Below are 13420 nucleotides of genomic sequence, written 5' to 3' on the forward strand. Positions count from 1 at the left end.
CTCCGCTGTGACCAAGCTCTCCGCCGCAAAAGCCGCAATCGGTGGCATGGTGGACGACATGACCACGCACTCCACCACCGCCGCCCGCGCTCGCACCGGCGGCCCCAAGGACGACGGCCCGAAGGTCCTGGAACACGTCATGGGCTGGACCCTTGTCGTGGTCATCGCCATGCTGGTGACCCAACTCGGGCTGCTGTGAGCTGACCCACTATCCGACCTGGCATACTGCGGATGTCCCGCAGCCCGCTGAGACCAGGGTCTAAATTGAATATTAGTCAACAGCGTGCCGCCGCCCGTCCCCGGGCGCGCGGCACCGAGCGCTCGGTGGCCCGCCGTGCCGAACTCATCGCCATCGGGCGGAAGTTGTTCGCCGACACCTCGTACGACGCGCTCTCCATGGATGACATCGCCAGGCAGGCGCATGTCGCCAAAGGGCTGATCTACTACTACTTCCAGTCCAAGCGCGGCTACTACCTGGCGATCATCCAGGACTCCGTCGCCGACCTGGTCACCTACGCGGCGAGCGGCCTGGATCTGCCTCAGGTGGACCGCGTCCACCGCACCGTCGACAGCTATCTGCGCTACGCCGAGCACCACCAGGCCGCGTACCGCACGATCGTCAGCGGCGGCGTCGGCTTCGACACCGAGGTGCACTCCATCCGGGACGGGGTGCGCGAGGCGATGGTCGCGACCATCGCCGAAGGCGCCTACGGCCGCACCGACATCGCCCCGCTCGCCAGGATGGGCCTGCTCTCCTGGCTGTGCAGCGTGGAGGGTGCCACCCTCGACTGGATCGCCCACTCCGAACTCTCCCGCGACACGATGCGCGACCTGCTGGTCAAGACGCTCGGCGGCACCATGCGCGCGATCGAGGAACTGGACCCCGCGTACCGCGCCCCGGCCCCGGCCCGCCGGGAAGCCTGACACGTGCAAGGGGCGGAGGTCTCGTGGAACCCCCGCCCCAAGCCCCCCGTGACCGGGGTCAGTTGACGGCCTTGACCAACTCGCCGCCCGCGGTGTCGCCGCTCAGCTCCCAGAGGAACGTGCCGCCCAGGCCCTGCTGGTTCTTGTACGTCATCTTGGTCGCGATGGTCGCCGGGGTGTCGTAACTCCACCAGTCGCTGCCGCACTTGGCGTATGCCGTGCCGCCCACCGTGCCGGTCGCCGGGCACTTGGTCTTGAGCACCTTGTAGTCCTCGATGCCCTGCTCGTACGTTCCCGCCGCCGGACCGGTCGCCGTGCCGCCGGGGGCCGCCTGGGTCACTCCGGTCCAGCCGCGGCCGTAGAAGCCGATGCCGATCAGCAGCTTGGACGCCGGGATGCCGAGGCCCTTCAGTTTGGCGATGGTCGCCGATGTGTAGAAGTTCGCCTTCGGGATGCCCGAGTAGGAGTTCAGCGGTGAGTGCGGGGCCGTCGGCCCGGCCGCGTCCCAGGCGCCGAAGTAGTCGTACGTCATCGGGTTGTACCAGTCGACGTACTGCGCCGCGCCCGCATAGTCAGCCGCGTCGATCTTGCCGCCGGTGGTCGCGTCGGCGGTGATCGCGGCCGTGACCAGCGCGCTGCTCCCGAACTTCGAGCGCAGGGCCGCCATCACGTTCTTGAACGCGTCCCGGCCGCTGGTGTCACAGGTGTTGCCGCAGGCGTTCGGGTACTCCCAGTCGATGTCGATGCCGTCGAAGACACCCGCCCACTTGGAGTTCTTCACCAGGTCGTAGCAGGACTGGGCGAAGGCGGCCGGGTTCCTGGCAGCCTCGCCGAAGCCGCTCGACCAGGTCCAGCCGCCGAAGGACCAGAGGATCTTGAGGTTCGGGTGCTTCTTCTTCAGCTTCAGCAGCTGGTTGAAGTTGCCGCGCAGCGGCTGGTCCCAGGTGTCCGCGACCCCGTCCACCGACTCGGCGGCGGTGTGGGCGCGGTCGGTCGCCGCGTACGAGTCGCCCATCGCGCACTTGCCGCCGGTGACATTGCCGAAGGCGTAGTTGATGTGGGTGAGCTTCGCGGCCGAGCCGGAGGTCTCGACGTTCTTGACCAGGTACTTGCGGTCGTAGACACCCCATTCCGTGAAGTAGCCGACGACCTTGGAGCCGGCCTGCACCTGGGGAGCGGACGGGGTGGACGGGGCGGCCGCGGACGCCGTGCCCGCGCCGGCCAGCAGCCCGGCGCCGAGGACGGCACAACAGGCCGCGGAGAGCAGCGCCCGGAACCGGGAGCGGTGAGAGGTGTGCATCGGGTGTCTCCTCCTGGGGGAGAGGGGAACGCGCGCCGATTGGCATGAACGCGGTAAAGCGTTGGTCATGAACCTTAGGAGGACTAGACCAGTCGGGTCAATGGTTCGGACCAATTTCGGGACGCCCGGATGTTGTCCTGGAATTCGAGAAGTAAGCGGTCGTTAACTGGTGACGGAAGGTCCCCGATCGGGCATACTCACTGCGCAGCCCCTGGTCAGCAGCTTCCGTAACCCGGAACGCCCACCTCGGCCGCACTCGAACGACAGGCGGAGCCGCCCCTACCCGACGGGCTGTGGCCGCCGGTGCCCGACAGGGAGGAGACCGACGCCATGTCCGACCGCGACCCGCAGCCGGTGGAGCGTCAACTGCCCACGGACGAGGCGAGGGACCTGATCTCACTCGTCCGGGAGATCGCCCAGCGCGAGATCGCGCCCCAGGCGGCCGAGGAGGAGGACGCCGGACGCTTCCCGCGCGAGGTCTTCACCCTGCTCTCCGCGTCAGGCCTGCTCGGCCTGGTGTACGACTCGGAGTACGGCGGCGGCGACCAGCCGTACGAGGTCTACCTCCAGGTCCTGGAGGAGCTGGCCGCGGCCCGTCTCACCGTCGGCCTCGGAGTCAGCGTGCACACCCTCGCGAGCTACGCGCTCGCCGCCTACGGCACCAAGCAGCAGCAGGTCGAGCACCTGTCCGCGATGCTCGGCGGCGGCCTGCTCGGCGCCTACTGCCTGTCCGAGCCGGCCTCCGGCTCCGACGCGGCCTCCCTGCGCACGAAGGCGGTCAGGGACGGCGACGACTGGGTGATCAACGGCACCAAGGCCTGGATCACGCACGGCGGCATCGCCGACTTCTACACCGTCATGGCCCGCACGGGCGGTGAGGGCTCGCACGGGATCACCGCCTTCCTGGTCCCCGGCGACGCCGAGGGCCTGAGCGGGGCGGTTCCCGAGAAGAAGATGGGCATGAAGGGCTCGCCCACCGCCCAGGTCCACTTCGACGACGTCCGGGTCCCCGACGAACGGCGGCTCGGCGACGAGGGCCAGGGCTTCGCCATCGCCCTGTCCGCACTGGACTCCGGCCGGCTCGGCATCGCGGCCTGCGCCATCGGCCTCGCCCAGGCGGCCCTGGACGAAGCGGTCGTCTATGCCACCGGACGGCGGCAGTTCGGCCACCCCATCTCCGACTTCCAGGGCCTGCGCTTCATGATCGCCGACATGGCCACCCAGATCGAGGCCGGCCGGGCCCTCTATCTCGCGGCGGCCCGGCTGCGCGACGCGGGCCGGCCGTTCGCCAAGCAGGCCGCCATGGCCAAGCTGCACTGCACCGACACCGCGATGAAGGTCACCACGGACGCCGTCCAGATACTCGGCGGTTACGGCTACACCGCGGACTTCCCGGTCGAGCGCTATATGCGCGAGGCCAAGGTCCTGCAGATCGTCGAGGGCACCAACCAGATCCAGCGGATGGTCATCGCCCGTCATGTGGCGGGACCTGAAAGTCGCTGAACTGCCCGCGTGAGACCGTCGGAGCCGCCAGCCTGACCCACTCCGGGTCATGGCGGCCCGGCAGGGTGCGGCCCCGGTCGGCCCAGGTCCGCATCAGATCGCGGTAGATCGGCGGATCCTGCGGCGCGGGAGGCGGGGCCGATGCCGCGGGCGGGGGCACGAAGATACGGCGCTGACGGCCGAGGGCGGTGTAGGTGGTCGTCATGCCCGGCCAACGCGGGGGCGGCCGCCCTGGTCACCGATCCCTCGAATCGCGCGTGAGTTCGTGGACGTCCGGTCCCGGATCTGGCCTCCCTCTGTTTTCTGACGTACCGTCAGCCGGACCGTCTCCAGCCTCCGGGGAGGCCTGCCATGGCCGACGACCGTCCCGTACCGCTCGACGAGTACCCGGTGCACCAGGTCCCGCTCTCCATGAAGCACGTCGCCACCGGCGACCGGAACGCCTATGACCGCTGCATCTTCCACGTCTTCGACCACAGCGGCCGCGCCCTGCTCATCCTCGGCCTCGGCGTCTACCCGAACGTCGGAGTGATCGACGCCTACGCCACCCTGCGCACCGGGGACATCCTGCACGCGGTACGCGCCTCGGACGCCCTCGGCGACGACCGGATGCGGCTGGCGGTCGGCCCGCTGCGCATCGAGGTCGAGGAGCCGCTCCGGCGATTCCGCCTGACCTGCGACGACGACGCGCTCTCCTGCGACCTCAACTGGACCGGCGACTTTCCGGCCCTGTGGGAGCCGCACCACCTGCAACGCCGGGGCGACCGGCTGACCTTGGAGGGCCGCAGGTTCGTGCAGGCCGGGGGAGTGTCCGGGGCGATCCGGGCCGGCGGCGAGGAGTTCCGCGTCGACCCGGCCGGCTGGACCGGCACCCGGGACCGCAGCTGGGGCGTCCGCCCGATACCGGGGGAGGAAGGCGGGCGGCTCGCCGAGGAGAACCCGACCGAGGGCTTCCACTGGATCTGGTGCCCGGTCCGCTTCGAGGACCGCTTCCTGATGGTCGTCACCCAGGAGGACGCCGACGGCTACCGCACCCTGAACGACGCCACCCTGGTCCGTCCCGGCCGGCGCGACCGCCAACTCGGCTGGCCCCGGGCCGAGATCGGCTACCGCTCCGGCACCCGCCACCCGGAGCACGCCGTCGTCCACCTCGGCGACGCGCGGGGGCCCCAGGAACTGGAGGTGGAGATCCTCGCCTCCTCGCCGCTCGCGATCGGCGCCGGCTACCCACCGGCGGACGACTGGCAGCACGGCACCTGGCAGGGCCACGCCTGGGTGGACCGCCGTACCTACGACATGACAGCGCCCCACCCCCGCGCGGCCTACGGCGTCACCGACCACTCCGCCCGCTTCCGGCTGGACGGCCGGGTCGGCCACGGCATCTTCGAGCACGGCTCGTTCGGCAGACACGATCCGAGCGGCTTCACCGGCTTCGACTCGGTGGCGCCCTGACGGAGGAGACACCGGGATGACGACGACACCGCGCCCACGCACCACGACTCGCGACCCGGAGGACCTCACCCGCCGGCTGACCGCCTGGCTGGACGCCCGGCTCCCCGGCGCCAAGGCCGTCGGCGTCACGGTCCCCGCCGCCAACGGCATGTCCAGCGAGACCCTGCTGTTCGAGGTCGAGCACCCCCATCCGCCGCAGCGCGCCTGCGCGTTGAGACTGGCGGCGGACCCGTCGGCGTACACCGTCTTCCCGTCCTACGACCTCACCCGCCAGTACCGCACCATGCGGCTGGTCGCCGAACAGACGGATGTGCCGGTGCCCCGCGTCCTCTGGCTGGAGGAGGACCCCGGACCGCTCGGAGCCCCCTTCTTCGTCATGGAACGGGCCGAGGGCCACGTCCCACCCGACGTCATGCCCTATACGTACGAGGGGAATTGGCTGCACGCGGCGAGCGATGCCGAACGTGAACGACTCGAAGCGGCGTCCGTCGGCCTGTTGGCCCGGCTGCACGACCAGGTCCCGCTCACCCAGACGGAGTTCCTCGCCCTCCCCGGGGAGGGCGACACCCTGCGCCGGCATGTCGAGTCCCAACGCGCCTACTACGACTGGGTGGTGGACGGACTCGCCCGCTCACCCCTGATCGAGGCCGCGTTCGACCGGCTTGCGGAGCTGTGGCCGAGCGAGCCCGGCACACCGGTCCTCAACTGGGGCGACGCGCGCATCGGGAACGTCGTCTACGACGGCTTCGACCCCGTCGCCGTCCTGGACTGGGAGATGGCGGCACCGGCTCCGCGCGAGGTGGACCTCGGCTGGACCATCTATCTGCACCGCTTCTTCCAGGACCTGACGGCCGCCTCCGGACAGCCGGGACTGCCCGGGTTCCTGCGCCGCGACCGCGTCGAGGCCCGCTACGCCCGGCTGACCGGCCACACCCCGCGGGACATGGACTTCTACACCCTGTACGCCGCCCTGCGGCACGCGATCGTCATGCTGCGCATCGCCTATCGGCAGGTGTACTTCGGTGAGGTCGCCGTCCCGGCGGATCCGGACACACTGATCCTGCACCACGGCAGTCTGCGCGCCATGGTGCAGGGCAGCTACTGGGCTGCGGTGCGGTGACTCAGGCGGCCTGACGGCCGACGTCACTGCCGCCGAGGCGCATCGCCGGTACGCGCATCGGGCGCGAGCCCGGGCCGCCGACGTGCGAGAAGGGCTGCGTCCGCCAGTTCAGACCCTGCGGGAGGGTGAGCAGGAGAGCGGTGTCCTGCTCCTGCGGCTCGACCGACTCGTCCGCGGACGGGGCCTCGGCCGCCGCACGGCCCGTACCGGCACAGACCGTCAGACCGAACGGGTTCCACGGCGAGGCGCACAGCGCGTGCTCCGGCAGGAACTCCTCGTCCGCCAGCAGGGCGATGGGCTGCGCACAGTCCGGGCAGACCACCCGGTACATCTCGAACGTGTCGTACGCGTCCAGCTCCTCGGCCTCGTAGAGGTCGGGTTCGACGCCCTCCGGCTCGGGCTCGACAACCAACTGAGGGCGCTTGGGCGTGGGACGACCAGGGCGCTTAAGACTCTGCATGGGTAACTCCCCCTCGGGCTGGGCCGTGACGGCACTGCGGCCTCGACCACAGCAAGCACTTCCCGTCCGGTCTCGGCGGTAATCACGAGACCATCACGGACCCTGCCCGGGGGCTGTGTCCTTCGTCACATGCCGCCCGCAGGTGCCCGGTGCGGTGGTTTTGTCCCTCAGCAGGCTCACAACCTGCTCCTCGTGACATCACGAACCGGCCATGACCTGCGCCGCCGAGGTATCCCAGGAGATCAGCCGCACGGTAGCTTTTGCGCCATGGAGGAGCTGGACCGTCAAATCGTGCAGCTGCTCGTCAAGGACGGGCGGATGAGCTACACCGACCTGGGCAAGGCCACGGGTCTTTCCACGTCGGCCGTGCACCAGCGGGTGCGCCGGCTGGAACAGCGCGGCGTCATCCGCGGCTATGCCGCGGTCGTCGACCCGGAGGCCGTCGGGCTGCCCATGACGGCGTTCATCTCGGTCAAACCGTTCGACCCCAGCGCCCCCGACGACATCGCGGACCGGCTGGCCGGCGTCCCCGAGATCGAGGCGTGCCACAGCGTGGCGGGCGACGAGAACTACATCCTCAAGGTGCGGGTGGCGACCCCGCACGAGCTGGAGGAGCTGCTGGCCCGGCTGCGCGGCCTGGCGGGGGTGTCGACGCGGACGACGGTGGTGCTGTCCACGCCTTACGAGGCGCGGCCGCCGCGGATTTGAGCGCCGTTGAGCTGTCGGCCGTTCGTCGGCTGCGGGTGGTTGGGGGGCTGGTCGCGCAGTTCCCCGCGCCCCTTTCGGGGCACGTTCAGGGCGCCCCTCGTTCAGAGTGATCGGTGTGAGGCGCGAGACTGGTTCCCATGAGCGAGCGCAGCCCCGAATCCCAGACCGTCCTCCTCCGCCGCGGAGAGGTCCACAGTCCCGCCGATCCGTTCGCGACCGCGATGGTCGTGGAGCACGGGCAGGTCGCCTGGGTCGGGTCCGAGGGGGCTGCCGACGCCTTCGCGGACGGGGTCGACGAGGTCGTGGACCTGGACGGCGCCCTGGTGACCCCCGCCTTCACCGACGCCCATGTCCACACCACCTCGACGGGTCTCGCCCTGACCGGCCTGGACCTGTCCGGGGCCGGTTCCCTGGACGCGGCCCTCGCGCGGGTACGGGCCTTCGCCGCCGCCCGGCCGGACGACCGGGTCCTGCTCGGGCACGGCTGGGACGCCTCCCGCTGGTCGGACGGCCGCCCGCCGAGCCGCGCCGAGCTGGACGCGGCCACCGGTGGACGCCCGCTCTATCTCTCCCGTATCGACGTCCACTCGGCGGTCGTCAGCACGGCGTTGCTGGACCTGGTCCCCGGTGCGGTCTCCCGGGAGGACGCCCCGCTCACCAGCGACGCCCACCACGCCGTCCGCGCCGCCGCGTTCGCGGCCGTGACGCCCGCACAGCGCGCCGAAGCCCAGCGCACCGCCCTCGCACACGCGGCCTCCCTCGGCATCGGCACCGTCCATGAGTGCGGCGGGCCGAAGATCTCCTCCGAGGACGACTTCACCGGCCTGCTGCGGCTCGCCACAACGACGCGCGGACCCAGGGTCGTCGGTTACTGGGCCGAGGAGGACGCCGACAAGGCGCGGGAGCTGGGCGCGCTCGGCGCCGCCGGTGACCTCTTCGTGGACGGCGCGCTCGGGTCCCACACGGCCTGCCTGCACGAGCCCTACGCCGACGCCGGCCACACCACGGGCTCCGCCTACCTGGACGCGGCCGCCGTCGCCGCCCATGTCACGTCCTGCACCGAGGCCGGCCTCCAGGCGGGCTTCCACGCCATCGGCGACGCCGCTGTGAGCGTCGTCGTCGAGGGCGTGCGCGCCGCCGCCGAGAAGATCGGCCCGGCCCGCGTCCGCGCCGCCCGGCACCGCGTCGAGCACGCCGAGATGCTCACGCCCGAGCACATCGCCGCCTTCGCCGAGTTCGGTCTGATCGCCTCCGTACAGCCCGCCTTCGACGCGCTGTGGGGCGGTAAGGAAGGCATGTACGCCCAGCGGCTCGGCGCCGAGCGGGCCCGCACCCTCAACCCCTACGCGGCCCTCCTCAAGGCCGGGGTCCCGCTCGCCTTCGGTTCGGACAGCCCGGTCACCCCGCTCGACCCCTGGGGGACCGTACGCGCCGCCGCCTTCCATCACACGCCCGAACACCGGGTCTCCGTACGCGCCGCCTTCACCGCGCACACGCGGGGCGGCTGGCGGGCCATCGGCCGCGACGACGCGGGCGTCCTGGTGCCGGGCGCGCCCGCCGACTACGCGGTCTGGCGGACCGGGGAACTGGTGGTCCAGGCCCCGGACGACCGGGTCGCCCGCTGGTCCACCGACCCGCGCTCCGGCACTCCCGGCCTGCCCGATCTGACCCCCGGCCGTGAGCTGCCGGTCTGTCTGCGGACCGTGGTGGGCGGCCGGACCGTGTTCGTACGACCGGGCGAGTGACCCGGCCGCATTCGTACGGCCGGGCGAGTGATCTCCCGGGGTGGCGCGGCCGTGATCGACGGCCGCCGCCCCGTCGCGCGACCTGCGCATCCTCCGCGCTGACCAGCGGTTTGAGGCTGTTCGCGCAGGTCAAACGGCTGTTGACAGCCAGCGGCAGCGGGCCGGTAGGTTCGGCCGAGTCCACCACCGGACGCCCGACCGGGGAGCAGTTCGCGCACTCGTCGCAGCGCCGCTGGGTCAGGGACGGTGTGCCGCACCGGGGCACCGTCACTGGGAGCCAGGCTCAGCGCCCGCGCCGACGAGGGAACGTTCCGGCCGGTCGGGAGGTGTGACCCGGGTGGGGCCCGGACGCTCAGTAGACAACGGCTTTCGGTCGACCCGCAGCCAGCGGGTCCCTGGTCGGCCCGAAGGGCGCCGGGCCCCCATCCGTAGTCGAACGGGCTGGCGAAATCACGGATGAACGCCACCCGAAACGGGCATCCTTACCCCGTTCTTTCGGAATTGACACCACCACACGAACGAGCTGTCACGTCAGTGCAGGCTGTGGCCACTATGGTGGTCCCCTGCGTACGACATGAAGGGGCAGCAGTGAACGACGGCGACGGGACCCTCGCGGCACAGGCCCAGGAGAGGCGGTTCGGCCCGCTCGGCATGGCCTTGGTGATCATTCCCACCTACAACGAGGCGGAGAACATCAAGTCCATCGTCGGCCGGGTACGCCAGGCCGTCCCCGAGGCGCACGTTCTGGTGGCGGACGACAACAGCCCTGACGGCACCGGCAAGCTCGCCGACGAACTGGCCGCCGAGGACGACCACGTCCAGGTGCTGCACCGCAAGGGCAAGGAGGGCCTGGGCGCCGCCTACCTCGCAGGCTTCCGCTGGGGCATGGACAACGGCTACGGCGTGCTCATCGAGATGGACGCCGACGGCTCCCACCAGCCGGAGGAGCTGCCCCGCCTGCTGACCGCGCTGAAGAGCGCCGACCTGGTGCTCGGCTCCCGGTGGGTGCCCGGCGGCCGGGTGGTGAACTGGCCCAAGTCCCGCGAGTTCATCTCCCGGGGCGGTTCTCTCTACTCCCGCCTCGCACTCGACCTCCCGCTGCGGGACATCACCGGCGGCTACCGCGCCTTCCGCCGCGAGACCCTGGAGGGCCTGGGGCTCGACGAGGTCGCGTCGCAGGGCTACTGCTTCCAGGTCGACCTGGCCCGCCGGGCGATCAAAGCCGGCTTCCATGTCGTCGAGGTGCCCATCACCTTCGTCGAGCGTGAGTTGGGCGACTCCAAGATGAGCCGCGACATCATGGTGGAGGCCCTGTGGCGGGTCACGTCATGGGGTGTCACCGAGCGGATGGGCAAGATCACCGGCAAGGGCAAGCCGTCCTAGCCGGTACAGCGGGCACCGCCGTCACAGCGAACGCCCGGAAACCCCACAGTTCTCGTTGATCATCCTCTTATCCCGCGCTGAGCCGGGCCCAGGCACACTGGGAGCATGACGACTGGCGCGCAGACCCCTCCGCAGACCACCCGGCCCCGGCGTTCCCGGCTCGGCAGATACCTGCCGCTGGGCATCGCCGCCTGGCTGGTGCTGGAGATCTGGCTGCTGACGGTGGTCGCTGGCGCGGCGGGCGGCATGACCGTGTTCCTGCTGCTGGTGGCGGGCTTCGTCGCCGGAGCCGTGGTCATCAAGCGGGCCGGGCGCCGTGCCTTCCGGAGCCTCAACGAGGCGATCCAGCGCGGCGGCTCACCGGAGCGCGGTGGTGGCAACGGCCTGATGATGCTGGGCGGCCTGCTCCTCATGATCCCCGGCCTGGTCTCCGACGCCCTCGGCCTGCTGCTCCTGCTGCCGCCGGTCCAGAAGGCGGTCTCCCGCCTCACGGAGCGCACCCTCGACCGCAAACTCGGCGCGTCTGCCCCCGGCACCCTCGGCGACGCCTTCCAGCAGGCCCGCATCCACCGCCCGGACGGCAAGGTGGTCCAGGGCGAGGTGATCATCCGGAACGACGGTCCGGAGCCGGGCGACGGGCCGACGGGGGAGCGGCCGCCGCTGACGCGCTGACGGCACTCCAAGAGGGCCGGTCACTCCGAGAGGGCCGCTCACTCCGAGAGGGCCGCTCACCCCACCAAGAACCGAGGGCGCCGTACGTTCACTGAACGTACGGCGCCCTCGATGGGTTGTGTCGGCTTCCCGTTACACGGAACTATGCGGACTTACGGCTGTCCCGGGGATGAATCGCGATGTTCATCGCGCCGGAGCGCAGAACCGCCAGACGCTCCTCGAGGACCTCTTCGAGTTCCTCACGGGTGCGTCGCTCCATCAGCATGTCCCAGTGGGTACGCGCGGGCTTGGCCTTCTTCTCTTCAGGGCCGTCACCGTCCACGAGGAGTGCCTGGGCCCCGCAGACCTTGCACTCCCACTCCGGCGGGATCTCCGCCTCGACCGAGAAGGGCATCTCGAACCGATGCCCCTTCTCGCATGCGTACTCCACGGCCTGGCGCGGGGCCAGGTCGATACCGCGGTCCGTCTCGTAGCTGGTCACTACGAGGCGCGTACCGCGAAGAGCTCGCTCACTCATGAATCGTGCCTCCCGGGCTTGTCGCCCACAGGACAGGTGTCGCTGTCGTCGTCATCCGGTCAACGTCCGGTCGGCGGTAAAGATTCCCGTTCCGGGTCATGCGTCGCCGTCGTAGCCGCCCCTTGTTGTACCCACCAGCGCCCGGTTTGTCACATCTGCTAACAGATGTCACCCACCGTTTCGGCATCTTTGACGCGCAGTAACGGTACGCCTGGCAGGCCAAACGCGTACACTACCGCCCTTCCGCGTTGAACGCTAAATCTTCCCGCTGGATCTTCTGCTAGACCTTCTGCGGAACCGGGTTGCCGGCCTCACCGATCGCCCGCCGCACCGGAACCCGCGCAAGCAGCGCGAAACCGATGACGAAGAAGGCCACCAGCGAGATGATCGCCGAGCGGTAGCTTCCGGTCAGCTGGAAGGTGATCCCGAACAACAGAGGTCCCAGCCAGCTCATCCCCCGATCGCTCATCTCGTACGCCGCGAAGCACTCGGCTTCTTTGCCGGGCGGTACGAGATGCGAGAACAGGGAGCGGGACAGCGCCTGGCTGCCGCCGAGGACGAGACCGATGCCGGCCGCCAGGACGAAGAACCACACCGGAGCCCCGGCGGGCAGGAAGTACCCGGCCGCCAGCGTCACCGTCCACGCCACCAGCGACCCGAGGATCGTGCGCTTGGCCCCGTACGTCCGAGCCAGCCGCCCCATCGTCAGGGCGCCGACCACCGCCAGCACCTGGACCAGCAGGACGGCCCCGATGAGCGTCGACTGACCGAGGCCCAGCTCCTCGGAGCCGTAGACGGACGCCTGGGAGATCACGGTCTGGATGCCGTCGTTGTAGACGAGGTACGCCAGCAGGAAGGACAGCGTCAGCGGATGGCGGCGCATGTCCCGGACGGTCGCCGCGAGTTGGCGCAGTCCGGGCGCCGTCGCCTCGGCCGTCCTGCCGCCCCGGTCACGCAACCGTCGTAGCGGTACGAGGGTGAAGGCGCCCCACCACAGACCCGCCGCGGCCAGGCAGATGCGGACCGCCTCCGTCTCGGAGAGGCCGAAGGAGTCGTGGGCGGAGTACAGGACCAGGTCGGCTATCAGCACCAGCGAACCGGCCGCGTAGCCGAAGGCCCAGCCCCGGGAGGAGATCGTGTCGCGTTCCTCGGGCGGGGCGATCTGGGGGAGGTAGGAGTTGTAGAGCATCAGGGCGACGGACTGGGCGGCGTTCGCCACGATCAGCAGCAGCCCGCCGAGCAGGTAGCGGTCGCCGTCGAGGAAGAACATGCCCGTGGTCGCCAGGGCCCCGGTGTACGCGGCCACGCCGAGCAGCTGCTTCTTGCGGCCCGTGCGGTCGGCCACGCTGCCCACCAGGGGCATCAGCACGACCGCCAGGATCACCGACAGGGAGACCGAGTAGGCGAAGAACGAGCCCGACCGGACCGGGATGCCGAGCGGGTGCACATAGCCGTCCCCGTCGGCCGCGTGGTCGGCGACCGACGTGAGGTACGGGCCGAGGAACACGGTGAGCACGCTCGTCGAGTAGACCGAGCACGCCCAGTCGTAGAAGTACCAGCCGCGCTGTTCGCGCCGCAGCTCGGTGACCTCGTCCGAGGCCCCCGCCCGCACGGTTTCGGTGCCCACCCGTGCCCT

Annotated in this window: 13 protein-coding genes; 9 read left to right on the forward strand and 4 right to left on the reverse strand. The window is 70.6% G+C overall.

What is annotated here, in order from left to right:
* Positions 1-58 precede the first annotated feature (58 nt).
* The gene (locus AB0D59_RS16880; protein WP_351735532.1) at positions 59-199 is read left to right on the forward strand and encodes an SCO1431 family membrane protein; all 141 of its coding nucleotides are present in this window, start codon (positions 59-61) and stop codon (positions 197-199) included.
* A 65-nt stretch (positions 200-264) separates the two neighbouring features.
* Complete coding sequence (locus AB0D59_RS16885) at positions 265-924, forward strand: helix-turn-helix domain-containing protein (protein ID WP_362565441.1); 660 nt, start codon at positions 265-267, stop codon at positions 922-924.
* Positions 925-982: 58 nt separating this feature from the next.
* Here the strand turns inward: AB0D59_RS16885 and AB0D59_RS16890 are convergent, their stop codons facing one another.
* Complete coding sequence (locus AB0D59_RS16890; protein WP_362565443.1) at positions 983-2224, reverse strand: glycoside hydrolase family 18 protein; 1242 nt, start codon at positions 2222-2224, stop codon at positions 983-985.
* Positions 2225-2554: 330 nt separating this feature from the next.
* Between AB0D59_RS16890 and AB0D59_RS16895 the strand changes: the two genes are divergently transcribed.
* From AB0D59_RS16895 to AB0D59_RS16905, 3 genes are all read left to right on the forward strand, one after another.
* Positions 2555-3727, forward strand: a complete 1173-nt coding sequence (locus AB0D59_RS16895; protein ID WP_362565445.1) for an acyl-CoA dehydrogenase family protein — start codon at positions 2555-2557, stop codon at positions 3725-3727.
* Positions 3728-4078: 351 nt separating this feature from the next.
* Positions 4079-5179 (forward strand): hypothetical protein, encoded by a 1101-nt coding sequence (locus AB0D59_RS16900; RefSeq protein WP_362565447.1) that lies wholly within the window; start codon positions 4079-4081, stop codon positions 5177-5179.
* A gap of 16 nt (positions 5180-5195) precedes the next feature.
* Positions 5196-6299, forward strand: coding sequence for a phosphotransferase family protein (locus AB0D59_RS16905; RefSeq protein WP_362565449.1), 1104 nt, complete (start codon positions 5196-5198; stop codon positions 6297-6299).
* A gap of 1 nt (position 6300) precedes the next feature.
* Here AB0D59_RS16905 and AB0D59_RS16910 read toward each other — a convergent pair whose 3' ends face one another.
* On the reverse strand, positions 6301-6759 hold the full coding sequence (locus tag AB0D59_RS16910) for a hypothetical protein (protein WP_362565451.1): 459 nt from the start codon (positions 6757-6759) through the stop codon (positions 6301-6303).
* Between the two features lie 267 nt (positions 6760-7026).
* Here AB0D59_RS16910 and AB0D59_RS16915 point away from each other — a divergent pair, with 267 nt between their 5' ends.
* The 4 genes from AB0D59_RS16915 (at position 7027) to fxsA (ending at position 11267) form a co-directional block, all read left to right on the forward strand.
* Entirely contained in the window at positions 7027-7467 is a 441-nt protein-coding gene (locus tag AB0D59_RS16915) for an Lrp/AsnC family transcriptional regulator (protein WP_053759891.1), read from the forward strand.
* A 137-nt stretch (positions 7468-7604) separates the two neighbouring features.
* A complete protein-coding gene (locus AB0D59_RS16920; RefSeq protein WP_362565453.1) occupies positions 7605-9212 on the forward strand; it encodes an amidohydrolase in 1608 nt (535 codons plus the stop codon).
* A gap of 588 nt (positions 9213-9800) precedes the next feature.
* Complete coding sequence (locus AB0D59_RS16925) at positions 9801-10595, forward strand: polyprenol monophosphomannose synthase (RefSeq protein ID WP_362565455.1); 795 nt, start codon at positions 9801-9803, stop codon at positions 10593-10595.
* 105 nt (positions 10596-10700) lie between these two features.
* Positions 10701-11267, forward strand: coding sequence for an FxsA family membrane protein (gene fxsA, locus AB0D59_RS16930; RefSeq protein WP_362565457.1), 567 nt, complete (start codon positions 10701-10703; stop codon positions 11265-11267).
* 142 nt (positions 11268-11409) lie between these two features.
* On the opposite strand, the gene AB0D59_RS16935 is transcribed toward fxsA, so the two are convergent.
* Complete coding sequence (locus AB0D59_RS16935) at positions 11410-11784, reverse strand: RNA polymerase-binding protein RbpA (RefSeq protein ID WP_010046329.1); 375 nt, start codon at positions 11782-11784, stop codon at positions 11410-11412.
* A 280-nt stretch (positions 11785-12064) separates the two neighbouring features.
* Positions 12065-13411 (reverse strand): MFS transporter, encoded by a 1347-nt coding sequence (locus tag AB0D59_RS16940; protein ID WP_362565459.1) that lies wholly within the window; start codon positions 13409-13411, stop codon positions 12065-12067.
* Positions 13412-13420: the final 9 nt, after the last annotated feature.

This window comes from Streptomyces sp. NPDC048417 (assembly GCF_040651615.1).
Classification (GTDB): Bacteria; Actinomycetota; Actinomycetes; order Streptomycetales; family Streptomycetaceae; genus Streptomyces.

Bases quoted from the DNA above. Each gene is read 5' to 3' on its own strand.
- AB0D59_RS16895 (WP_362565445.1), top strand. From the start codon at position 2,555: ATGTCCGACCGCGACCCGCAGCCGGTGGAGCGTCAACTGCCCACGGAC.
- AB0D59_RS16880 (WP_351735532.1), top strand. From the start codon at position 59: ATGACCACGCACTCCACCACCGCCGCCCGCGCTCGCACCGGCGGCCCC.
- AB0D59_RS16905 (WP_362565449.1), top strand. From the start codon at position 5,196: ATGACGACGACACCGCGCCCACGCACCACGACTCGCGACCCGGAGGAC.
- AB0D59_RS16890 (WP_362565443.1), bottom strand. From the start codon at position 2,224: ATGCACACCTCTCACCGCTCCCGGTTCCGGGCGCTGCTCTCCGCGGCC.
- AB0D59_RS16910 (WP_362565451.1), bottom strand. From the start codon at position 6,759: ATGCAGAGTCTTAAGCGCCCTGGTCGTCCCACGCCCAAGCGCCCTCAG.
- AB0D59_RS16935 (WP_010046329.1), bottom strand. From the start codon at position 11,784: ATGAGTGAGCGAGCTCTTCGCGGTACGCGCCTCGTAGTGACCAGCTAC.
- AB0D59_RS16915 (WP_053759891.1), top strand. From the start codon at position 7,027: ATGGAGGAGCTGGACCGTCAAATCGTGCAGCTGCTCGTCAAGGACGGG.
- AB0D59_RS16920 (WP_362565453.1), top strand. From the start codon at position 7,605: ATGAGCGAGCGCAGCCCCGAATCCCAGACCGTCCTCCTCCGCCGCGGA.
- fxsA (WP_362565457.1), top strand. From the start codon at position 10,701: ATGACGACTGGCGCGCAGACCCCTCCGCAGACCACCCGGCCCCGGCGT.
- AB0D59_RS16900 (WP_362565447.1), top strand. From the start codon at position 4,079: ATGGCCGACGACCGTCCCGTACCGCTCGACGAGTACCCGGTGCACCAG.